This window comes from Vitreimonas sp., assembly GCF_036392335.1.
GTDB lineage: Bacteria > Pseudomonadota > Alphaproteobacteria > Caulobacterales > Aquidulcibacteraceae > Vitreimonas.
The window spans coordinates 53,331-72,711 of the sequence record NZ_DASVYD010000015.1 but is presented as its reverse complement, the minus strand read 5'-3'; the positions used below and the strand labels follow the sequence as shown (position 1 = coordinate 72,711).

Annotated in this window: 23 protein-coding genes and 1 pseudogene; 14 read left to right on the top strand and 10 right to left on the bottom strand. The window is 63.1% G+C overall.

Translation table 11 applies throughout. The features are described 5' to 3' along the window. Position 1 precedes the first annotated feature (1 nt). The 6 genes from VF769_RS03130 to VF769_RS03105 all read right to left on the bottom strand — a co-directional run bounded on the left by VF769_RS03130 (position 2) and on the right by VF769_RS03105 (position 3,640). The gene (locus VF769_RS03130; protein ID WP_331006906.1) at positions 2–1,165 is read right to left on the bottom strand and encodes an acyl-CoA dehydrogenase family protein; all 1,164 of its coding nucleotides are present in this window, start codon (positions 1,163–1,165) and stop codon (positions 2–4) included. A gap of 125 nt (positions 1,166–1,290) precedes the next feature. Then, positions 1,291–1,743 carry an SRPBCC family protein gene (locus tag VF769_RS03125; RefSeq protein ID WP_331006905.1) on the bottom strand — a complete coding sequence of 151 codons (453 nt, stop codon included), beginning with the start codon at positions 1,741–1,743 and terminating at the stop codon, positions 1,291–1,293. 15 nt (positions 1,744–1,758) lie between these two features. Next, on the bottom strand, positions 1,759–2,214 hold the full coding sequence (locus tag VF769_RS03120; protein ID WP_331006904.1) for an SRPBCC family protein: 456 nt from the start codon (positions 2,212–2,214) through the stop codon (positions 1,759–1,761). 11 nt (positions 2,215–2,225) lie between these two features. Then, positions 2,226–2,672 carry an SRPBCC domain-containing protein gene (locus VF769_RS03115; RefSeq protein ID WP_331006903.1) on the bottom strand — a complete coding sequence of 149 codons (447 nt, stop codon included), beginning with the start codon at positions 2,670–2,672 and terminating at the stop codon, positions 2,226–2,228. Positions 2,673–2,675: 3 nt separating this feature from the next. Beyond that, on the bottom strand, positions 2,676–3,314 hold the full coding sequence (locus VF769_RS03110; RefSeq protein ID WP_349258085.1) for a glutathione S-transferase family protein: 639 nt from the start codon (positions 3,312–3,314) through the stop codon (positions 2,676–2,678). Beyond that, positions 3,311–3,640: a metalloregulator ArsR/SmtB family transcription factor gene (locus VF769_RS03105; protein ID WP_331006901.1), complete on the bottom strand. Its 330-nt coding sequence runs from the start codon at positions 3,638–3,640 to the stop codon at positions 3,311–3,313. The genes VF769_RS03110 and VF769_RS03105 overlap by 4 nt, the downstream gene beginning before the upstream one ends. 91 nt (positions 3,641–3,731) lie before the next feature. Here VF769_RS03105 and VF769_RS03100 point away from each other — a divergent pair, with 91 nt between their 5' ends. The 11 genes and pseudogenes from VF769_RS03100 to VF769_RS03050 all read left to right on the top strand — a co-directional run bounded on the left by VF769_RS03100 (position 3,732) and on the right by VF769_RS03050 (position 11,384). After that, on the top strand, positions 3,732–4,130 hold the full coding sequence (locus VF769_RS03100) for a hypothetical protein (RefSeq protein WP_331006900.1): 399 nt from the start codon (positions 3,732–3,734) through the stop codon (positions 4,128–4,130). Next, a complete protein-coding gene (locus VF769_RS03095) occupies positions 4,117–4,653 on the top strand; it encodes an RNA polymerase sigma factor (protein ID WP_331006899.1) in 537 nt (178 codons plus the stop codon). The genes VF769_RS03100 and VF769_RS03095 overlap by 14 nt, the downstream gene beginning before the upstream one ends. After that, positions 4,643–4,948 (top strand): hypothetical protein, encoded by a 306-nt coding sequence (locus VF769_RS03090; protein WP_331006898.1) that lies wholly within the window; start codon positions 4,643–4,645, stop codon positions 4,946–4,948. The genes VF769_RS03095 and VF769_RS03090 overlap by 11 nt, the downstream gene beginning before the upstream one ends. 80 nt (positions 4,949–5,028) lie before the next feature. Beyond that, entirely contained in the window at positions 5,029–5,430 is a 402-nt protein-coding gene (locus VF769_RS03085) for a DUF6249 domain-containing protein (protein ID WP_331006897.1), read from the top strand. A 10-nt stretch (positions 5,431–5,440) separates the two neighbouring features. Further along, positions 5,441–5,998 carry an RNA polymerase sigma factor gene (locus tag VF769_RS03080; protein WP_331006896.1) on the top strand — a complete coding sequence of 186 codons (558 nt, stop codon included), beginning with the start codon at positions 5,441–5,443 and terminating at the stop codon, positions 5,996–5,998. Beyond that, positions 5,995–6,396: a hypothetical protein gene (locus VF769_RS03075; protein ID WP_331006895.1), complete on the top strand. Its 402-nt coding sequence runs from the start codon at positions 5,995–5,997 to the stop codon at positions 6,394–6,396. Before VF769_RS03080 ends, VF769_RS03075 begins: the two co-directional genes overlap by 4 nt. Positions 6,397–6,483: 87 nt before the next feature. After that, a complete protein-coding gene (panB, locus tag VF769_RS03070; RefSeq protein ID WP_331006894.1) occupies positions 6,484–7,344 on the top strand; it encodes a 3-methyl-2-oxobutanoate hydroxymethyltransferase in 861 nt (286 codons plus the stop codon). Between the two features lie 61 nt (positions 7,345–7,405). Next, complete coding sequence (locus tag VF769_RS03065; RefSeq protein ID WP_331006893.1) at positions 7,406–8,125, top strand: tetratricopeptide repeat protein; 720 nt, start codon at positions 7,406–7,408, stop codon at positions 8,123–8,125. After that, on the top strand, positions 8,122–9,492 hold the full coding sequence (locus tag VF769_RS03060; protein WP_331006892.1) for a PQQ-binding-like beta-propeller repeat protein: 1,371 nt from the start codon (positions 8,122–8,124) through the stop codon (positions 9,490–9,492). Before VF769_RS03065 ends, VF769_RS03060 begins: the two co-directional genes overlap by 4 nt. Before the next feature lie 12 nt (positions 9,493–9,504). Further along, positions 9,505–10,848 (top strand): annotated as a pseudogene (gene der / locus VF769_RS03055) (ribosome biogenesis GTPase Der); the annotation flags it as partial. 68 nt (positions 10,849–10,916) lie between these two features. Continuing rightward, positions 10,917–11,384: a hypothetical protein gene (locus VF769_RS03050; RefSeq protein ID WP_331006890.1), complete on the top strand. Its 468-nt coding sequence runs from the start codon at positions 10,917–10,919 to the stop codon at positions 11,382–11,384. On the opposite strand, the gene VF769_RS03045 is transcribed toward VF769_RS03050, so the two are convergent. The 4 genes from VF769_RS03045 to VF769_RS03030 are packed head-to-tail and all read right to left on the bottom strand — an operon-like array spanning position 11,381 to position 15,446. Beyond that, on the bottom strand, positions 11,381–12,568 hold the full coding sequence (locus VF769_RS03045; RefSeq protein ID WP_331006889.1) for an NAD(P)/FAD-dependent oxidoreductase: 1,188 nt from the start codon (positions 12,566–12,568) through the stop codon (positions 11,381–11,383). The genes VF769_RS03050 and VF769_RS03045 overlap by 4 nt on opposite strands. Continuing rightward, on the bottom strand, positions 12,565–13,275 hold the full coding sequence (locus VF769_RS03040; protein WP_331006888.1) for an SDR family NAD(P)-dependent oxidoreductase: 711 nt from the start codon (positions 13,273–13,275) through the stop codon (positions 12,565–12,567). Before VF769_RS03040 ends, VF769_RS03045 begins: the two co-directional genes overlap by 4 nt. A 44-nt stretch (positions 13,276–13,319) precedes the next feature. Next, the gene (gene purF, locus VF769_RS03035) at positions 13,320–14,840 is read right to left on the bottom strand and encodes an amidophosphoribosyltransferase (protein WP_331006887.1); all 1,521 of its coding nucleotides are present in this window, start codon (positions 14,838–14,840) and stop codon (positions 13,320–13,322) included. A gap of 6 nt (positions 14,841–14,846) precedes the next feature. Next, positions 14,847–15,446, bottom strand: coding sequence for a CvpA family protein (locus tag VF769_RS03030; RefSeq protein ID WP_331006886.1), 600 nt, complete (start codon positions 15,444–15,446; stop codon positions 14,847–14,849). 178 nt (positions 15,447–15,624) lie between these two features. On the opposite strand from VF769_RS03030, the gene VF769_RS03025 reads away from it, so the two are divergent. From VF769_RS03025 to VF769_RS03015, 3 genes are all read left to right on the top strand, one after another. Further along, complete coding sequence (locus tag VF769_RS03025) at positions 15,625–16,620, top strand: MBL fold metallo-hydrolase (protein WP_331006964.1); 996 nt, start codon at positions 15,625–15,627, stop codon at positions 16,618–16,620. 72 nt (positions 16,621–16,692) lie between these two features. Next, positions 16,693–18,231 carry an acyl-CoA synthetase gene (locus VF769_RS03020; protein WP_331006885.1) on the top strand — a complete coding sequence of 513 codons (1,539 nt, stop codon included), beginning with the start codon at positions 16,693–16,695 and terminating at the stop codon, positions 18,229–18,231. Positions 18,232–18,582: 351 nt separating this feature from the next. Further along, on the top strand, positions 18,583–18,951 hold the full coding sequence (locus VF769_RS03015; protein ID WP_331006884.1) for a hypothetical protein: 369 nt from the start codon (positions 18,583–18,585) through the stop codon (positions 18,949–18,951). Positions 18,952–19,381: the final 430 nt, after the last annotated feature.

Here is a 19,381-nt window from a genome sequence, read left to right as displayed (position 1 = left end):
GCTATAGCGTGCGCGCGATCAGCACCTTCATGATTTCGTTCGAGCCGCCGTAAATACGCGAGACACGGCTGTCGCGGAACATGCGCCCGATAGGGTATTCGTTCATGTAGCCGTAGCCGCCATGCAGCTGCAGACAGACATCGATGATGCGGTTTTCGGTGTCCGTGCACCAATATTTGGCCATCGACGCCTTCGCTGTGTCGAGGCGGCCCGCCATCAGCTCTTCGAGGCAATGATTGACGAACACGCGCGCCAGCGTCGCCTCCGTTTTGCACTCAGCCAATTTGAACTGCGTGTTCTGGAATTCGATCAGCCTTTGGCCGAAGGCCTTGCGGTCCTTCACATAGGCGATGGTTTCCTCCACCGCGAGCTCGGCGTTGAGGGCCGCTTGCAGAGCGATGATCAGACGCTCATGCGGCAATTCCTTCATCAATTGCTTGAAGCCTTGGCCTTCCTCCATACCGAGCAGATTGTCGGCCGGCACGAACACGTCGTCGAAGAAGAGTTCAGACGTGTCGGCCGCGTCTTGGCCAACCTTGTCGAGTTTGCGGCCACGCCGGAAGCCTTCGGCTTCCTCCGTCTCGACGACGAGTAAGGACACGCCTTTCGCGCCTTGGGTCGGGTCCGTCTTGGCGACGACGATGATGAAGTCCGCGAGCTGGCCGCTTGAGATGAACGTCTTTTGGCCATTGATGCGATAGCCGTTGCCGTCCTTTTTCGCCGTGGTCTTGATGTTCTGTAAGTCCGAGCCCGCGCCCGGTTCGCTCATGGCGATCGCAGCGACCAGATCGCCAGAGCACAGGCGCGGCAGCCAGCGCTTCTTCTGTTCCTCCGTGCCGTGCGCGACGACGTAAGGCAGGATAATGCCGTTGTGCAGCGAAGCGGCAAAGCCATCGACGTCCTTGCGCGAGATTTGCTCGAACAGCGCCACGTCGTAACGGAAGTCGGCGCCGCCGCCGCCGTATTCTTCCGGCACGGAAACACCGAGCAGGCCTGCCTGACCGGCTTCGCGCCAGAATTCACGCTCGACCTGTTTGTCTTCGCGCCACTTGGCGACGCGTTTTACCGGCGCATGCTGATCGAAGAAGCGCGCCGCGGAATCCGAAAAGGCGCGCAGGGATTCATCATCCATGAATGCTGGCGTGGGGACATCGATCGCGGGCATGAGCGGGCTTCCTGGCTAGAAATGAAGCCCGGGCATATCACGCGCGCGTCAACCTCGGAACGCGTGCCGTGGCGGCATATAAGCAGTCATGCCGCCGCGGCGCCCATCAGGAAGAGGAGGTGCGCTTACTCGCCCAGATACTTAGCGAGCGCATTGAGCAATTCGGTCCAGCCCATTTCGCGCATCTTCGGGCCATCGCCGCCGTCGAAGAACGCGCCTTGCTCGGTAAAGACAAGCCGTGCGCCGGCCCCGTCGGGGCGGACGTCGATGGTGGCCAGCGACACCGAATGGCGCACGCCGTTCATGAGCATCGCATAAGAGAAGATGATGCGCTCGTTGGCCACGATGTCGTGAAACACCGTCTCGTTCGCGTGCTCGACGCCATCGGGCGCCGCGAAGCGGCTCGTCTCCGTCCCGCCTTCGCGGAAGTCGAGTTCGAACGAAAGTACTTTCCAGCCTGCGCCTTCGGCGAACCAAGAGCGTTTGGCGGTTTGGCTGGACCATGCCGCGAAGACGCGTGCAGGCGACGCGTTGAGCGGGCGTTCGATGATGATGGTGGCGTGTTGGGCGATGGGCATGGTTGAAACTCCGGATCAGGTGTCGAGGAAGGCGCCGAGCTGATCGAACAGGTCTTGCGTGCCGCGCTCACGACCGCCCGCGTCGTCGAAGCCATCTAGGAATGCGCCTTGCTCGGTGTAGACGAGGCGCGTGCCTGTCCCGTGTGCGCGAAATTCCGTAGTGCCCAGCGAAACCGAAATGCGCGTCTCGTCCAGATGCATTTCGTAGGCGATGATCAGGCGTTCGTTCTCAACGATGTCCATGATCTGGCCGTTGTAGTAATGCACAGGGCCGCCAGGTGGGCCACCACTGACGCTTTCGCGCCCGCCAACGCGAAAATCGAGCTTGTGGTTTGATTTGTCCCATTCCTCAGGGCCAACGAACCATTTCGCTTTCGATTGCGGGTTGGAGAAGGCCGCAAACACTTTCGCGGGCGCGGCATTGTATTCACGTTCGATCACGAACGTGGCGTGGGTCGTTGAGCTTGGCATGTGTTCGTCCCTCAGAATTCCGAAGCGAGATTGTCGAGCGCGGCGGTCCAGCCTTCGTTGTAACCGGCGATCATGGCTTGCCCATCGAATGAGGCGATTTGCATGGTAAGCAGGAGCCGTGTTCCAGCGCCCGCCGGAAACAATTCGACGCTGATCTGCGCGTGCGATTTGCGTTCGCCGCGATACGAGACGGTCTCGGTGAACACGATCAGGCTGTTGGCCTCGATACTGAGATAGGTGACGCGCGCGGTGTAATCCAATTCGCCGTCCCGCCCGCAATGGGAGATGTCGAGCCCGCCCTCACGGAAGTCCTGCTTCTCATAGACAATTTTGTCGGCAGGCGTCGGCGCCGACCAGCGCGTGCGCGCCTCGATGTCGCCCCATGCGTTGAACACGCGCGCGGGCGAAGCGTTATAGGTGCGCTCCATCACCATGGTGCGGTGGGCAAGTGCGCTCATGGCTTAAGCTCCCGGATACATATGGAAGAGCGGCTCGGATTCTTTGATCGTGCGCGCAAAAGATGGGCGCGCCTTCAAGCGATCGAGATACGCAGCGATGCGTGGATATTTGCCCTCAAGCGGCACGTTGCGGGCTGCGTACCAGAGCGCGGGCGCTGCGGCGCAATCGGCCATCGTGAAGCCGTCGGCGACTGCAAATGCGCGGTCGCTAAGTTGCGCTTCCACGACGCCGTAAGCGGCGTGCACAACCCGCTTGGCCTCTTCGACGCCATAAGGATCGCGTTGGCCATCGGGGCGGATGTTATCGACCACCACTTTCGACATCGTCGTGTTAATGTGATCGAACACGCGGTCCCAGCGGCGCACTTCAAGCGCGGCGTCGACATTCTGCGGGATGAAGCGCGTGGCGCCTGGGTAATAGGTGTCGAGATATTCGATGATCACCGAAGTCTCCGTGACCATCGATTTACGATCGCTGTCGATCAGGATCGGAAACTTGCCCATCGGCCATTTGGTGATGAAGTCGGCATAGGTGTTCTGATCCACCGTGATGAAATCAAACGGCGTGTCGTTCTCATAGAGCGCCATTAGCACTTTCCATGTGAACGATGAGATCGGGTGGCCATAGAGCGTGAGCATCAGTCGTTTTCCGTTTCGTCGAGGAATTGGGCGAGGCGATCGAGGCGGCGCTCCCAGAGGGCGCGGCGCTCGGCGATCCATTGTTCAGCTTGGGAGAGGGCTTTCGGCTCGATGCGGCAGGTTCGCACCCGGCCGATCTTTTCCGATACGACCAGCCCGCTCGCTTCCAGCACCTGCAAATGCTGCATCACCGCCGGCAGCGACATGGCGAGCGGCTTGGCCAATTCGCTAACCGAGGCGGGGCCTTGCGCTAGGCGATCCACCATCGCGCGACGGCTGGGATCAGCTAAGGCTTGGAAAGCCAGATCGAGCGTCGTGTCCCTGAACATAATACTTAAGTAGATGCCTAAGTGTTGTTTGGCAAGCGGCCGCATCCAAAAACCTGGGCGGCGGCCACAAAGTCGCGAAATGGAGATTCAGATGGAAAACTCGGGCGTGGCGGCGCTCATCGCGGCGGCAATATTGGTCGGTGTCGGCATGCAGGCCTGGGTGTCCTGGCTTGATCACAAGCGGCGCACCCAGGCGCTCGACGTGATCAAGGCGGCGCTGGAGGCGGGCCGCGAACCGCCGCAACAACTCTATGACCAACTCGAGCCCGAACCTTATGCGAGTCTTGGTCTTTCGAGGCGGCCTTGGGGCGAGGCGCTGATGTTCGCGACGCTTGCGATCGGCTTTTGGATCGCCTTTGGCGTTGCCGAAGCGAGCGATGAGCGTGATCGATTCATGCTTGTGGCGGCGGTGATGAGTGCCGCGGCGCTTGGCTGCGCGGCGCTTGCAATCTTCCGTCCGGGCCAGCGCAAGTCCGATGACCGCTCATGACGACGCGCGCCTCATCGCCGCTGCGCGCAAGGGCGACCCCCGCGCCTTCGCGGCTTTGGTCGACGCGCATCAACAGAAAATACGCGGCTTTATGCGGCGCTTTGCTGGGCATTGGGCTGACGCCGACGACCTGGCGCAGGAGGCGTTTGTGACGGCGTGGCGTAAGCTCGATCGCTTTGAAGGTCGCTCAAGTTTTGCGTCGTGGGTCTGCGGCATCGGCTATCGTATTGCGCGCGATGCGCGCCGGGGACATGAGCGCGCAACGCAGCGCGATTACGAATGGCTCTCCGAACAAGACGACGGCGAAGCCGGCGCGCCGGTCGAAGACCAAATCGCGATTGCGCGCGCCATGGCGGAACTGCCGGATGATCAGCGTGCCGCGGTGGCGCTATGTTTGTGTGAGGGCTTCTCCCACAGCGAGGCCGCCGCAATCTTGAACCAGCCGCTCGGCACGGTGAAGTCGCATGTAACGCGCGGGCGCGAGCGGCTGCTCAGAATGTTGGAGACGCAAGATGACTGGTGAAGAGCGTCTAAATCGCGTGTTCGGTGCGCCAGCCGCGCCGGCCAAGGACATGCACTTTACCCTCCTGGTGATGCGCCGGGCCGAACAAGAGCGTTTTCGCGCCGCCATGGCTCGACGCGTAATCTGGGGCGGGGTGCTTGGAACGCTGGCTTTGGCGGCGGCCTTGCCCATGGTGGGATGGCTGTCTGCAAATCCTTCGGCCACCGAGGACGTGGCCCTGACTTTGGGAGCCGTGGCGGCGGTTTTGGCGCTGAGCCGCGGCGCGCGCCGGGCTGCTTTTCGGCGGGCGCGCTGATTGGCCCCTTGCATCCAATACCCCGGATCAGCGCATCTATAAGCCAAAGGGCGCAGACCCTGGGCTATGGAGCACGTTCAATGGATGCGGATGTCTTTGTTCCGTTTGTGTTTTTCGGATTTTTGGCGGCGGTAATCCTGGTGCCGATATGGCTGAAGGAGCGTACCAAACAGTCCGCGCACCAGCTCTTGTCGCAAGCGCTGGAGAAGGGTCAGACGCTCGATCCGACGGTTTTACGGCAATTGACCGAGGGAACGACAAAGCCGAAACCCGACAAAGCGCGGTCCTCGCTCGGGAGTGGCGTGGTTTTGATCGCGCTCGCGCTTGGATTTGTGATGGCCGGCTTCGCAATCAGCGGCTTCGATCCGTCCGGAGAAGCGTTTGGCGGTATGATGGTGCCGGCTGCGATCCTCGGTTCTCTCGGTTTGGCCTTCCTCCTGCTGGCCATCGTGGACTATTCAGCAAAGAAGAAGGGTGAGTGAGATTTGTTAGGTGGCGTCGCGGGGGCTCCTCAATCTGGCTCAGGCCACGGAAGCTGCGCTGATTATCGCAGCACAGGCCAAGGACCAGGCAGCGTTCGGGGAGCTCGTAAAGCGTCGCCAGGGCTGGGCCAGAAGCTTGCTCCGGCGAATGTGCCAAAGCCACGCGGAAGCGGACGATTTAGCCCAGGAGGCGTTCGTTAAAGCTTGGGAAAGATTGCGGGATTTGGAAACGCCCGCCGCTTTTCCGGGTTGGTTTAGAAGAATTGCGGTGACCACGTTCCTGATGGCCAAACGTCGCCAGAAGGCCGTGTTCGAGGAGATCGACGACGCATCGCCCATCGCGTCGGAGGATTCCACCCCGGAGGCCGCGGCCGGCGCGAAGATCGACCTGGAGAAGGCTCTTGCCAGGTTGTCGGATGCGGAGAGACTATGCGTGACGCTGAACCACGGAGAAGGGTTAAGCCACGCTGAAATTGTAGAAATCACCGGTCTTCCCCTCGGCACGGTGAAATCCCACGTTCTAAGGGGGACGGAAAAACTGAGACGGCTATTGGAACCGGCGACATGAGTAATTTTGACGCCCTGCTGAAAAGCTCCTTCGCGGAGATCGAGGAACCGGCTGACGCTGGCTTCAGCGTTAACGTCAGTCATGGTGTGGCGCGGGTGGAACGCGCCGCCAAGGTTCGCAATGCGGCGCAGATTGCTGGAGTTCTGGCCGCGGCCGCCGCGACCGCTTGGGGGCTCTACGCAGTCGCGGGCGCGTTCGGCCAGGACTTGCTGGCCGTGGCCGGCGCAGAGTTTGCCCGTCTCCAGAATGCCATCAGCAGCGGCCCGTCGATGTCGGCAGCCGCCGAAACGGCAGGTGAAGGCCTGATGCAATCGCTTGGTCTCGGCTTGACCCACATCCTGCTGGCGACCGGCGCCCTGGTGGGCGGTGCGGTAGCTTATCGCGCAGCCCAGGACTAAAAGCTCAGCCCCAATGGGCGACTAAGCTGGCGCAGTCGCGTTCGGCCCATTATGTGCAGCGCAACAAGGGACTATGGGAGGTCCGTCATGTCGCGCCATTCTGAAGCCCCTCGCCGCATTACCGCGCCGGATATCCGGGCCCGCAAGGGTGGCGAACCGATTGTCTGCCTGACCGCCTATACCGCTCCGATGGCCGAGATCCTCGACCAGCATTGTGACTTGCTGCTGGTTGGCGATTCCCTGGGCATGGTGGTGCATGGTCTGCCCAGCACGGTCGGCGTCACCATGGACATGATGATCCTGCACGGCCAAGCCGTGATGCGCGCCGCCAAAAAGGCCATGGTGGTGGTCGACATGCCGTTCGGCTCCTACGAGGCCAGTCCCGAGGTCGCCTACGCCAACGCCGCGCGCATTCTGAAAGAAACCGGCGCGCAGGCGGTGAAGGTCGAAGCGGGCGTCACGGTCGCGCCGACCGTGAAATTCCTGGTCGATCGGGGCATCCCGGTGATGAGCCATGTCGGTTTGCTGCCGCAGGCGGTCAATATTGACGGCAAGTTCAAAGCCAAGGGCCGTGATGAGGCGGAGCGGGCCGCCATTCTCGCAGCCGCCCGCGCCTCGGACGAGGCGGGCGCTTTCGCCATCGTGGTCGAGGGCGTGGATGAAACGCTCGCGCCCGAAATAACCGCCGCTGTGAAGGCCCCTACCATTGGAATCGGCGCCTCGGCGGAGTGCGACGGTCAGGTTCTGGTTGTGGATGACATGCTGGGGCTGTTCGGCTGGACCCCGAAATTCGTCCGCCGCTACGCCAATTTGAAGGACGAAATCGACAAAGCGGCCGCCGGATATGCCGCCGATGTCCGCGCCCGCCGTTTTCCTGCCGCAGCCGAGACCTATTCCCTCAGCAAGGCACGGCAAGCCCGCGTTGCCCAGCGGGACAAGCGCGGCTAGCTTGCCGGCGCATTTTTAGGGGGTGGTTCGCGGGACCCGCGAACCAGGTCAGGAAGCAGGCGTGACCAACGAAACCGATTCATTTGTCCATGAAGTTGACGAGAGCCTGCGCCAGGACCGTGTGCTTCAGTTCTTCAAGCGCTACGGCGTTTGGATCCTCGGTGCTCTAATCGCTGTCGTCGCCGTGATCGGCGCTTGGCAGGGGTGGCGCGCTTATTCGCTCGACGCCGCGCGCGCGCATTCGGTTGATTATCTCGCCGCGCAACAGCTGCTTGTGTCCGGCAACCTCGACGGCGCGAAAGCGGAGTTCGAGCGCTTGCGCGACGAGGGCCCGCGCCCTTTCCGCGTCATGGCGCGTATGGAGCATGCCGCCGCGCTGCAGGCGCAAGGCGACCTCGAAGCGGCTTTGGCCGAGTTCGACGCCGCCGCTGCGCAGGCCCCGGACGCGGTGATGCGCGAAACGGCGCAATTGCGCGCCGCCTATATCGCCGCCGAGACCCAAGACCTCGCCGCGCTGCGGACGCGCCTGCAGCCGCTGATCGACAGCGATAGCCGGCTCTCTTTTCTCGCCCGTGAATTGCTCGGTATCGAGGCTTGGGAGGCTGGCGATCTGGACTTGGCGCGCGAACAATTAGAAGCGCTCACGCTTGCGTTCGACGCGCCGGAAGCGGTGCGGCAGCGCGCGCAAGTGGCGCTCGCCGTTGTCGGCCCGGCGCCGCAATCAGCTACACCAGCGGACGGCGCGGCTGCGCCTGCGCCATCCGAAGGAGAAACGAAATGAGCCGCATCACCCGCAGCTTGGGTCCAGTCGCCGCGCTCGCTGCGGCCGCGGCGCTTTCTGCGTGCTCAACCGTGAGCCGCGTCGGCGACGCTGTCTGGCCGTTTGGCGATGACGAAGCGCCACGCCAAACCGCGCCGCAAGACGGGCGCATATCGATCTTGGCGTTCGAACAAGAACTTGCCGCTGATCCCTCACTCGCCGCCCAAACCATAGCGGTGCCGCCGCCGGTCGCGGTGGTGGATTGGAGCCAGCCCGGCGGCACCGCTGACAATTCGCCGCCGCCTTCCACGGGCTCGGCGGTGTTGGAACGCGCTTGGCGCGCCAATCTCGGCCAGGGTTCGAACGATCGCTCCCAATTGGCTGCGCCGCCGGTCATTGCCGAGGGCCGACTGTTCTTCCTCGATGCGGATCACCGCCTACACGCGATCAGCGCGCGCGACGGCGAGCGTCTGTGGAGTGAACAATTGCGCCCCAACGATCGCCGCGATCGCGTCGCACGCGGCGGTGGCGTTGCGACGGCGGGCGGGCGTGTGTTCGTCACGACGGGTTTCGGCTTCATCGTCGCGCTTGACGCCAATACCGGCGAAGAGGTGTGGCGGCGCCAAGCTGACGCGCCGTTCCAATCGGCGCCGACTGTGTCCGGCACGCGCCTCTACGCCATCACCAATGACAGCGAATTGCTCGCGCTCGATGTGAGCTCCGGTGAAGTGCTTTGGAACTATCAGGCGATTGCCGAGCCCGCGCGCATTCTCGCCGCCACGAGCGTTGCTGTGGACGGCGATACGGTCGTCGCGCCGTTCGCCTCGGGTGAACTCGTTGCATTGCTGGGCGGCAATGGCCGCCGCCTCTGGTCGGATTCGCTCTCGCGTTCCGGCCAATTGACGTCGCTCTCTGCGATCAATGACATCGCGGGACGCCCAGTGCTCGACAACGGCGTCGTCTTTGCCGCGAGTCACTCGGGCGTGCTCGCTGCGATCGACCTGCGCTCCGGCCAGCGCGGTTGGGCGCGGCCGTTTGCATCGACGCAGACGCCGCTGCTTGCCGGCAACGTACTCTACGCCGTGAGCACCGATGGCGTGCTGGCCGCGTTCGATCGCAACACCGGCAACGCCTATTGGGTGCAGGAATTGCGCCGCTACGAAGACGAAGACGACCGCACCGGCCGTGTCGCCTGGACCGGCCCGGTAATGATTGGCGGCCGTTTGGTGCTGGCGAACTCGCTGGGCCAAGTCATTGCGGTCACGCCGGAGAGTGGCCAGACGGTTGCGACCGCCGACGTGGGCAAGCCCGTCTTCATTCCGCCGATCGTTGCAAACGATCAAATTTACATTGTGACGGACGAGGCGCGTCTCGTCGTCCTGCGTTGATGTTGGCCGTCCATGACGATCAAGCTCGCGATCGTCGGGCGGCCGAATGTCGGCAAGTCAACGCTCTTCAATCGCCTCGCGGGCAAGAAGCTCGCGATTGTCGATGACACCCCAGGCGTCACGCGCGACCGGCGTGAAGCGCCTGGGCGTCTGGGCGATCTCGACTTCACGCTGATCGATACGGCAGGCTTCGAGGACGCGACCGACGCCTCGCTGGAAAGCCGGATGCGCGAGCAGACGGAAACCGCGATCCGCGAAGCGGACGTGATCCTCTTCCTGGTCGACGCGCGCGCTGGCGTGCTGCCGCTTGATGAATCCTTCGCCGCGCTGCTGCGCCGCGCCAATAAGCCGGTGATCCTGGCCGCGAACAAGGCTGAAGGCCGCGCCGGCGCCGGCGGGGTCAATGAGGCGTATGCGTTGGGGCTGGGCGAGCCGATCGCACTTTCGGCCGAGCACGGCGAAGGCATGGCCGAACTCTTCGCCGCGATCGCTGCGCACGCACCGCTGCCAAGTGATGAGGAAGACGAAGCCAACAAGCCGAAGCGCCCGATCCACATCGCCATCGTCGGCAGACCGAACGCGGGCAAGTCGACTTTGGTGAATGCGCTGATCGGCGAGGATCGCCTGCTCGTCGGCCCCGAAGCCGGCATCACGCGCGACTCGATCTCGATCGATTGGAGCTGGAACGGCAAGCCTTATCGCCTGATCGACACGGCCGGCATGCGCAAGAAGGCGAAGGTCCAGGCTAAGCTTGAGCGCCTCTCTGTCAGCGAGACGCTGCACGCGATCCGTTTCGCCGATGTGTGCGTGCTGGTGATGGACGCGCGCGAGGCGTTTGAGAAGCAGGATCTCACCATCGCCGATTTGGTCATCCGCGAAGGCCGCGCGCTGGTGTTCGTGCTGGCTAAGTGGGACCAGATCGAAGATAGCCGCGCGCACTTTGAAGAAATGAAACTGGTCGCGCGCGAAGGCCTGCCGCAAGCGCGCGGCGCGCCGTTGGTGACGGTGGCCGCACTCTCCGGCGTTGGTCTGGATCGCGTGATGAAGGCGGTTGACGAAGCGCATGGCGATTGGACGGCGCGGATCAAGACCAAGGATTTGAACGACTGGCTCTATTCTACGATCGCCCGCCATCCGCCGCCGGCGGTGCATGGCAGGCGCATCAAGCCGCGCTATCTCACCCAGATCAAAGCCCGCCCGCCGACCTTCGTGCTGATCTGCTCGCGCGCCGAAGACATGCCGGAGAGCTACAAGCGCTATCTGGTCAACGGCCTGCGCGATGCGTTCGATATGCATGCAGCGCCCATCCGCCTGATCGTCAAGGCGGGCAAGAACCCGTTCGACGAAGATAAGAGCTAGGCGTTCGTCGCAAATCCATTGGCTGATCTCCGCACTGGCCGCTTAGCTCGGCGCGGGAGGATCACATGGCTAAGCCGTTCACCGCGACTTTGCTCGGCGGCGTCGTCGCTGGCGCGCTCGATATCACCTACGCTTGCGTGCACTGGAACATCGTCCACGACGTGGCGCCGCAGCGGATTTTTCAATCGGTGGCGGCCGGCTTGCTCGGACGCGACGCGGCGGTGGCAGGCGGCTGGAATAGCGCCGCACTTGGTCTCCTGCTGCACTTCGTGATGACGACGATCATGGCCGTGTTCTTCGTCGCCGCGGCCCGCGTGGTGCCATCACTCAATCGAGCGCCGCTGCTCAGTGGGATCGTGTATGGGCTTGGGCTCTACGCCGTGATGAATTTCCTTGTCGTGCCGTTCTCTGCGGCGGGCGATGGGACAATTCAAGCGCCGGAACTGAACCAATTCTTCTACGGCGGCTTGCTCGCGCACACGCTGCTTGTCGGCCTGCCGATCGCGCTGATTGCCAAGCGCTTCGCCGATTAAATCACTTGCCCCGCGGCCCAGCCGCTGGACCAGGCCCATTGGAAATTATAGCCGCCGAGCCAACCGGTGACGTCCACGGCTTCGCCGATGAAAAAGAGGCCGGGCACCGCGCGTGCTTCCATGCTCTGTTGTGAGAGCGCGTTGGTGTCGATGCCGCCGACCATGACTTCGGCTTTGGAATAGCCTTCGTCGCCGCTTGGCGTGAGCTGCCAAGCTTTAAGTTTGCGCGCGGCGTCGATAAGCGTTGCGTCTTTCATGTCGCCGAGCGCGCCTTGTGGCAGCTGTTCGGCGAACGCCGTCGCCAGGCGCTCAGAGAAAAATTCGCCGAGCACCGTTTTGAGCTGCGCTTTGGGGCGGTCGCGTTTGCGTGCGGCGAGCGCGTCTTCGGCTGCATCAGGCAGCCAATCGATGACGATGCTCTCGCCTTTGCGCCAATAGGACGAGGCTTGCAGGATGGCGGGACCGGAGAGACCGCGGTGCGTGAAGAGTGCGGCTTCGCGAAATTCTGTTTTCCCCGCGCGTGCGATCACGTCGGCGGAAACGCCTGAGAGAGGCCGCATCCAGGCGAGATCGGACTCAGCGAAGGTGAGCGGCACGAGGCCGGGGCGGGTTTCGACGACGGGAATATTGAATTGCTTGGCGATGTCGAAGGCGAAGCCGGTCGCGCCGAGCTTCGGAATTGGGAAACCGCCGGTGGCGATGGTCAGCGTTTCGCTCTCGAACGGCCCCATCATGGTGTCGACGATGAAGCGATCGGTGCGTTGAATGGAATTGATGCGATAGAGCGTGTGGATGTCGACGCCTGCCGCGGCGCATTCATCGAGCAGCATGCGCACGATTTTTTGCGCGGAGCGTGCACCGTCACAGAAAAGCTGGCCGAGCGTCTTTTCGTAATGCGTGATGCGATGCTTTTGGATGAGCTTGAGAAAGTCGTGCTGCGTGTGCCGCGCGAGCGCCGAGCGCGCGAAATGCGGATTGGCGGAGATGAAGCGATCGGGGGCTGCATGGAGGTTGGTGAAATTGCAGCGCCCGCCGCCGGAGATCAGAATCTTCGCGCCGACCTTGGCATTGTGCTCCAGCAGCAAAACACGCCGCCCGCGCCGGCCTGCATGAAACGCCGCGTAAAGTCCGGCGGCGCCCGCGCCAATGATGATGCTGTCGTAGCGCTCCATCGCGCTGCTCATTTGCGCTCGAACTGAACCCACGCGCCGTTTTGCGTGTAGCTCGGGGCGAGCATGGCGACGATCGAGGGCGCGACCTCTTCCGGGGTGGGCAGCGTCATCGGGTCTTCGCCGGGAAACGCCTTGGCCCGCATCGCCGTGCGCGTGGGGCCGGGATTGAAGAGGTTGGCCTTGATCGGCGTGACATTAAGTTCGGCCGCGTAGGAAATGACCATCGCGTCGAGCGCAGCTTTGGATGCCGCGTACGGGCTCCAATAGGCGCGTGGATTTTTCGAGGCGCCGGAGGTCACGAACACGGCGCGGCCCGCATCGGAGGCGCGCAGCAGCGGATGCATGGCGCGGATCAGGCGCCAATTGGCGATGAAGTTCACGCCGAACGTCTCTTCCATGATCGAGGGCGTGACTTGATGTGCGGGCGTGAGTGAGCCCAGGACGCCGGCGCAGGCGGCAAGCCCGTCCAATTGGCCGAAGCGTTCGAAAAGCGCCCCGCCCAAGCGATCGAGGCCGTCGTAGTCGCGCAGATCGTGCGGAACGAGCGAGGCTTCGCCGCCCAGCGCCTTGATTTCATCGTCCAGCGCCTCAAGCGCCTTGGTGGCGCGGGCAATGACGATGACGCGCCAATTCTGGCGCGCGAGCTCAAGGGCGACAGCACGGCCGATGCCGCGTGAGGCGCCCGTGACGAGGGCAATGCGTTTGGATGTGTCAGTCATGATTGAAGCTGAGTTTAGCTCAGCGCCCGCGGCGTTGGATAAGTTTATTCCGCGGCGTTTTCGGCCAGCAGCGAAAGTTGGAAATCCTTGTCGGCGCGGTCGGCGGCGTGGTCGGTGAGCGTCGTCGGGTATTCGCCCGTGAAGCAATGGTCGGTGAATTGCGGTTCGGCCGAATTCCGCCGCTCCTCGCCCATGGCGGCATAGAGCCCTTCGACGGAGAGGAAGCCCAACGTGTCGACGCCGAGCGTCTTGCGCATTTCCTCAAGCGTCATCTGCGCGGCCATCAGCTGATCCACGCTGGGCATATCGATGCCGTAGAAGTCGGGAAATTTGATTGGCGGCGAGGCGGAGCGGAAATGCACTTCCGCCGCGCCAGCTTCGCGCACCATCTGCACGATCTTCTGCGAAGTGGTGCCGCGCACGATCGAGTCGTCGACAAGCACGACGCGTTTGCCCTTCAGCACCGCGCGGTTGGCCGCGTGCTTCAGGCGCACGCCGAGCTGGCGAATTTCCTGCTTGGGCTGAATGAAGGTGCGGCCCGCGTAATGGCTGCGGATGATGCCGAGTTCATAGGGGATGCCGCTTTCGAGCGCGTAGCCCATTGCCGATGGCACGCCAGAGTCCGGCACCGGCACTACGACATCGGCCTCGACTCCGGTTTCCTGGGCGAGACGGCGGCCCATGCTTTTGCGAATATCATAGACCGAGCGGCCATCGACGACCGAGTCTGGTCGCGCGAAATACACGAACTCGAACAGGCACGAGCGCGCCTTGCGGCGCGGGAACGGGAAATGGCTCTCAATGCTGATCTCGCCCATATGGCGGGTGATGGTGACGACTTCGCCGGGCTCGATCGTACGCACGAAGCGCGCGCCGATCATGTCGAGCGCGCAGGTTTCGGAGGCGAGAATCGGTGAGCCGTCGCGGTCGCCCAGCACGAGCGGGCGGATGCCGACAGGATCGCGCGCGCCGATCATCATATTGTTGGTGAGCGCGACCAGCGCGTAGGCGCCTTCAATCTGGTGCAGCGCTTCAACAAAGCGCTCGACCACCTTGGCTTTCCGCGATTTGGCGATCAGCTGCAGGATGCATTCGGTGTCGGAGGTCGATTGGAAGATCGCGCCGGCTTCGACCAAGCGTTCGCGCAGATCGCGGGCGTTGGTGAGGTTGCCGTTGTGCGCGACGGCGAAGCCGCCGAGCGCAAGGTCCGCAAAGAGCGGCTGGACGTTGCGAAGAATGGTGCCGCCTTGGGTGGCGTAACGGGTGTGGCCGATGGCGGATGTGCCCGGCAGGCGCTGGGGCATGTTCTCGCCGGAGAAATGCTCGCCGACGAGGCCGAGATGGCGTTCGTGATGGAAGCGGCCGTCATACGAGACGATGCCGCAACCTTCTTGGCCGCGATGCTGGAGGCCGTGCAGGCCGAGGGCGGTGAGGACGGAGGCGTCCTCCGAACCAAAGACCCCGAACACGCCGCATTCTTCGCGGGGCTTATCGTCGTCAGCCCATTTGTCGGCGGGGTCCGCCAGCGCCTGGTCAAATCGGAGAGAGGGGCGCTCGGCGGTCATAGGTCCTCAGGTCGGTGGGGCTTCCGGCGCCGGTTCCGCGGGAGGAATCGGGGCCGACTCGCCCTGTTGACGATCCAATATATCACGCGCGCGCTGGCCCGCTCTTGGCAGAACTGCCTCGAGGGCTGACGCAACACTGTCATAGATAGGATAAGTCCGCGCGCCGCGCACGGCGTCTTGCATGGGATCAGCAGGAGCGCTGGTCGTGGAATCAGTGGTTTGGCGCATCAGAAGCACGAATAGAGAGACGACCAGAACGCCCCTGAGGATGCCGAAGGCGAGGCCAGCGGCGCGGTCGAACGACCCAATCTCGGTGGATTGGTGCGCGGTCTTGGCGACGGTGGAAGTGACGACCGTGATGACGATGAACACCACCAGGAAGATCAGCAGGCCGGCCGCAACCGAGGCCAGAGGTCCGCCGAGCGGCGTGAAGCTCTCCACCAGCGGCGTCAGCATGCCGGCAAAGAATACCGCAGCGATGGCTCCGCCAATGAAGGCGATGACGGAAAATATCTCTCTAATCAGACCTCTAGCGAAGGCCATCACGCCGGAAAGGCCGAGCACGACCAAGGCGGCGAAATCGAACCAAGTGAAGCCCAGATCCATCTGCGTCGCTCCCCACTCATGCGCTGCGGCCCTTGTCCGGCCCGCCGCCCCCGCGTCCCGCATTCTCGGGCGCATGGTGAATCGATAGACGGGCCGGGCGGCGATTGAAAGCCTGTAACGTGTCGTCGGGCCGAGGCTGCTGGTCGATTTCGGCGCGCCGAGGGCGTGCGTGCGGCGGATGCTGCTCTCCATGTTCGCAGAGCTGCTCTTCGCGCTCGCGGCGGGCGCTGAAACCGCCGCCGCGCCGGAAATCGCCCCGCAAGAGATTGTGGCCGGGGTGACGCTTCTGCCCGGCAGCTTCGAGCCGGAGCGCGGGCCGGACGGAAACACGATCGTTTTCGACGCGCCCGATGGTTTGGTGGTGATCGATACGGGCCGGCATGGCTGGCAGAGCGATGCGATCCTGGATTTGGCGCGGACGCGCGGCCGGCCGATCGCGGCGATCGTGAACACGCACTGGCATCTCGATCATTCGAGCGGCAATGGCCGGGTGCAGGCGGCGTTCCCGAATGCGCCCGTCTACGCGACCAATGCGATCGACGCGGTGCTGGCGCCGGGCGGTTTCCTCAGCCGCAATCTTGAGGGCGCGCGCGGCATGCTGGCGGGCGATCAGCTGAGCCCGGTGCAGCGTGAAGAGGTGCAGATCTTCATCGACACGATGGCGGCCGCCGATGATCTGCGGCCGGACGTGGTGATCGCGCGTGATCAGCGCCTGCGCATCGCTGGGCGGCGGTTCGATGTGCATGTCACGGATGGTGCGGTGAGCGCCGCGGACATCTGGCTCTACGATCGGCGCACGCGTGTTGTCGTGCTTGGCGATCTGGTGACATTCCCGGCGCCCTTCTTTGAGACGGCGTGTCCAGAGGCTTGGCGCGCGGCGCTGGACGAGGTTTGGGCGACGCCCTTCCGCATCGCCATTCCCGGCCATGGCGCGCCAATGGATCGGGCGCAATTTGACACCTACCGCCAAGCCTTCGGCGCGTTCCTGGATTGCGTGGCGAGCGATGCGGATGCTTCGGTCTGCGCCAGCGCCTGGAGCACGAATATCGCGGATTTCATCGCTGGCGACGAACGCGCCCAAATCATGGCGCCGCAAATGGCTGCGTATTACGTGGACTTCCTGCGCGCCAATGGCGGGCGCAGCCCGGATTGCGCTGCGCCTTCCGCCACGTAGGGCGTTGACATAACCCAGCGTGCGCCGGCCAATCGCTTTTAACAAGCGGCCCAAGAGCCTGCGGGAGGAAGCATGCACCCGGCTACCCACGCCAAGACTGAACCTGATCGCGTCGCCTATGTGATGGCGGGCTCGGGCGAGGCGGTGACCTATGGCGAACTCGACGCGCGCTCGAACCAGGGCGCGCAGCTGTTTCGTTCGCTCGGGCTGAAGGTCGGCGATGTGATCGCGATCTTCATGGAGAACAATGCGCGCTATCTGGAGATCGCCTGGGCGGCGCAACGCGCGGGGCTTTATTACACCTGCATCTCCTCGAAGCTGACGGCGGGCGAGGTGGAATACATCGTGCGTGATTGCGGCGCGCAGGTGTTGATCTCGTCGCCAGCCGTGGGGCCGGTGTTCGAACAATTGCCTGCGGTGCTGCCCGGCGTGAAGCTCTTCGCTGTTGGCGGCGCGACGGGCGCTTATGCGAGTTATGAGGCGGCGCGCGACGCGATGCCGGCGGAACCGATCGCCGATCAGACGGCGGGCTCGGACATGCTCTATTCCTCGGGCACAACCGGGCGGCCGAAGGGTGTGAAGCCGCCGCTGCGCGGCGTCGATATCGATGTCGCCGATGCGCTGACGGTGCTGCCGAAAGCGTTCTTCAATTTTCCGGATCAGAGCCGGTATCTCTCGCCCGCGCCGCTCTATCATGCGGCGCCCTTGCGTTGGTGCATGAGCGTGCAGCGTTTGGGCGGCACGGTTGTGGTGATGGAGAAATTCGATCCCGAACAGGCGCTGGCGCTGATCGAGAAACACAAGATCCAAACCGCGCAATTCGTGCCGACGCATTTCGTGCGCATGCTGAAACTGCCTGAAGACGTGCGCGCGAAATATGATGTGTCGAGCCTGGTGTCCGCCGTGCACGCCGCAGCACCCTGTCCGATCCCGGTGAAGGAGCAAATGATCGCCTGGTGGGGCCCGGTGATTTACGAATATTACGCCGGCACCGAGGGCAATGGCTTTTGCTATATCGGGCCGCAAGCGTGGCTGGAGCGCAAAGGCTCGGTCGGCAAGGCTGTCATCGGCGAAGTGCGCATTTGCAATGATGAGAACGAGCAAGTGCCGCCGCGCACCGAAGGCGTGGTCTATTTCGCGAACGGCCCGCCGCTCGCGTATCACAACGACCCCGGTAAAGCGGCGGAGAATACCAACCAGCATGGTTGGACGACGTTGGGCGATGTGGGTTGGGTCGATGAGGATGGCTATCTTTATCTGACCGACCGCAAGAGCTTCATGATCATTTCCGGCGGCGTGAACATCTATCCGCAAGAGATCGAGAATTTGCTGGTCACGCACCCGAAGGTGACGGATGTCGCCGTGGTCGGCGCGCCGGATGAAGAGATGGGCGAGAAGGTCGTGGCTGTGATCCAGCCGGCGGATTGGAATGAAGCGGGCGATGCGTTGCGCGAGGAATTGCTGGCCTATGCGCGGGCGAATTTGAGTCACGTGAAGGCGCCGCGCGTGTTGGACTTCATGGAAGAACTGCCAAGGCATCCGACGGGGAAATTGTACAAAAGGCTGATACGCGATGCGTATTGGGGGAAGACAGATTCGAAGATTGTGTAGCTCGGAAACCCTCTCCCTTGCGGAGAGGGTCGCGCGCAGCAGTTTTAGCGAAGGCGGGCGGGGTCAGGGGCGTTCAGCTGGCGCGCTCTTCACAGAATTAGCGCAACGCAGGCTCCCAAACTCTGAGCGAGCGGAACGCCCGTCACCCCTTGGCCCCCTCTCCGCAAGGGAGAGGGGGAATATGGAGCGTTGGCGTTCTCGCCCGCGATTTTTGTTACGCGCAACATTTTTGGCCGCATGACGCCTGGCTTCTCACGATCGGCTTGGCGTTTTCTAGACATTGCCAAGCGGACTCGCGGGCCGCAATTTGGGATAGGCGACCCGTGTTGGCCGCATATTTCGGGGCTTGGCATGAAGCGAATTGGCGCGTCCGCTTTTGTTTTCGTCTTGGCGTTGTGCGGCGCAAGCGAAGCTTTGGCGCAATTGGCGGATCGTCCGGCGCTCGATTTTTCCGAACGCGGGTCGGCTTCAGGTAACGGCGAAGGCAGCGCTTTCGCGCGCTCGGTGCATGCGCGCTATGCGGCGGGTGTCACGCGTGCGCAATTGCTGGCGGACCTTCGCGCGCAGGGCTTCAGCTGCGAGACGTCCGGCGCGTCGTGCACGCATGTGGCGATGCAGGAGGCGTGCGCTGATGTACGCACGGTGGATGTCGCGCCGGATGGCGCGATCAGCGCCAGCCAGGCCTTACGCTGCATGGGCGCATTGGCGGACGATGAATAGAGACGTTTGAGCGGCTGTTACTCGCCGGGAGCGGCCTTCCCCCTCCTGTCAGCTCTTTGCCGTTGTGGTCCCCACGCCACGCCACGCCAAGCCAATCCAAGAAGTCTCGCTGACTCTCAGCAAGCATTGACCTAGCAAGAAATTGGCGTGACGGCAGATCGCAGATCACGCCCGAAGACACCGCTCTCTGAAAGGCTTGCCGATCGCGCGGGTAGGTTCTGACAATGTTCAAATAGGGCGCGAGCGCCTGCGTGAGGCCGTGGCTCACATCGCTGCGCTCGATCCATGCTGAGTCCCGTAAAGTTGGGAAGTTGGCTGAGAAAGCGCAAAAAACGCCCAAACTTTCTCGTGTGATCGCATCTCGACCGCGAAGCCGCTCAAACTCCTGATCCACGAAAGAGAGCATAGCGTTGAGTTGGAGCGCCCCATA

Coding starts and splice junctions, on each gene's coding strand:
- VF769_RS03020 (WP_331006885.1), top strand. CDS start 16,693: ATGCACCCGGCTACCCACGCCAAGACTGAACCTGATCGCGTCGCCTAT.
- VF769_RS03040 (WP_331006888.1), bottom strand. CDS start 13,275: ATGACTGACACATCCAAACGCATTGCCCTCGTCACGGGCGCCTCACGC.
- VF769_RS03085 (WP_331006897.1), top strand. CDS start 5,029: ATGGATGCGGATGTCTTTGTTCCGTTTGTGTTTTTCGGATTTTTGGCG.
- VF769_RS03095 (WP_331006899.1), top strand. CDS start 4,117: ATGACCGCTCATGACGACGCGCGCCTCATCGCCGCTGCGCGCAAGGGC.
- VF769_RS03130 (WP_331006906.1), bottom strand. CDS start 1,165: ATGCCCGCGATCGATGTCCCCACGCCAGCATTCATGGATGATGAATCC.
- VF769_RS03075 (WP_331006895.1), top strand. CDS start 5,995: ATGAGTAATTTTGACGCCCTGCTGAAAAGCTCCTTCGCGGAGATCGAG.
- VF769_RS03120 (WP_331006904.1), bottom strand. CDS start 2,214: ATGCCAAGCTCAACGACCCACGCCACGTTCGTGATCGAACGTGAATAC.
- VF769_RS03060 (WP_331006892.1), top strand. CDS start 8,122: ATGAGCCGCATCACCCGCAGCTTGGGTCCAGTCGCCGCGCTCGCTGCG.
- panB (WP_331006894.1), top strand. CDS start 6,484: ATGTCGCGCCATTCTGAAGCCCCTCGCCGCATTACCGCGCCGGATATC.
- VF769_RS03015 (WP_331006884.1), top strand. CDS start 18,583: ATGAAGCGAATTGGCGCGTCCGCTTTTGTTTTCGTCTTGGCGTTGTGC.
- VF769_RS03025 (WP_331006964.1), top strand. CDS start 15,625: ATGCTGCTCTCCATGTTCGCAGAGCTGCTCTTCGCGCTCGCGGCGGGC.
- VF769_RS03090 (WP_331006898.1), top strand. CDS start 4,643: ATGACTGGTGAAGAGCGTCTAAATCGCGTGTTCGGTGCGCCAGCCGCG.
- VF769_RS03105 (WP_331006901.1), bottom strand. CDS start 3,640: ATGTTCAGGGACACGACGCTCGATCTGGCTTTCCAAGCCTTAGCTGAT.
- purF (WP_331006887.1), bottom strand. CDS start 14,840: ATGACCGCCGAGCGCCCCTCTCTCCGATTTGACCAGGCGCTGGCGGAC.
- VF769_RS03045 (WP_331006889.1), bottom strand. CDS start 12,568: ATGAGCAGCGCGATGGAGCGCTACGACAGCATCATCATTGGCGCGGGC.
- VF769_RS03030 (WP_331006886.1), bottom strand. CDS start 15,446: ATGGATCTGGGCTTCACTTGGTTCGATTTCGCCGCCTTGGTCGTGCTC.
- VF769_RS03050 (WP_331006890.1), top strand. CDS start 10,917: ATGGCTAAGCCGTTCACCGCGACTTTGCTCGGCGGCGTCGTCGCTGGC.
- VF769_RS03100 (WP_331006900.1), top strand. CDS start 3,732: ATGGAAAACTCGGGCGTGGCGGCGCTCATCGCGGCGGCAATATTGGTC.
- VF769_RS03125 (WP_331006905.1), bottom strand. CDS start 1,743: ATGCCCATCGCCCAACACGCCACCATCATCATCGAACGCCCGCTCAAC.
- VF769_RS03115 (WP_331006903.1), bottom strand. CDS start 2,672: ATGAGCGCACTTGCCCACCGCACCATGGTGATGGAGCGCACCTATAAC.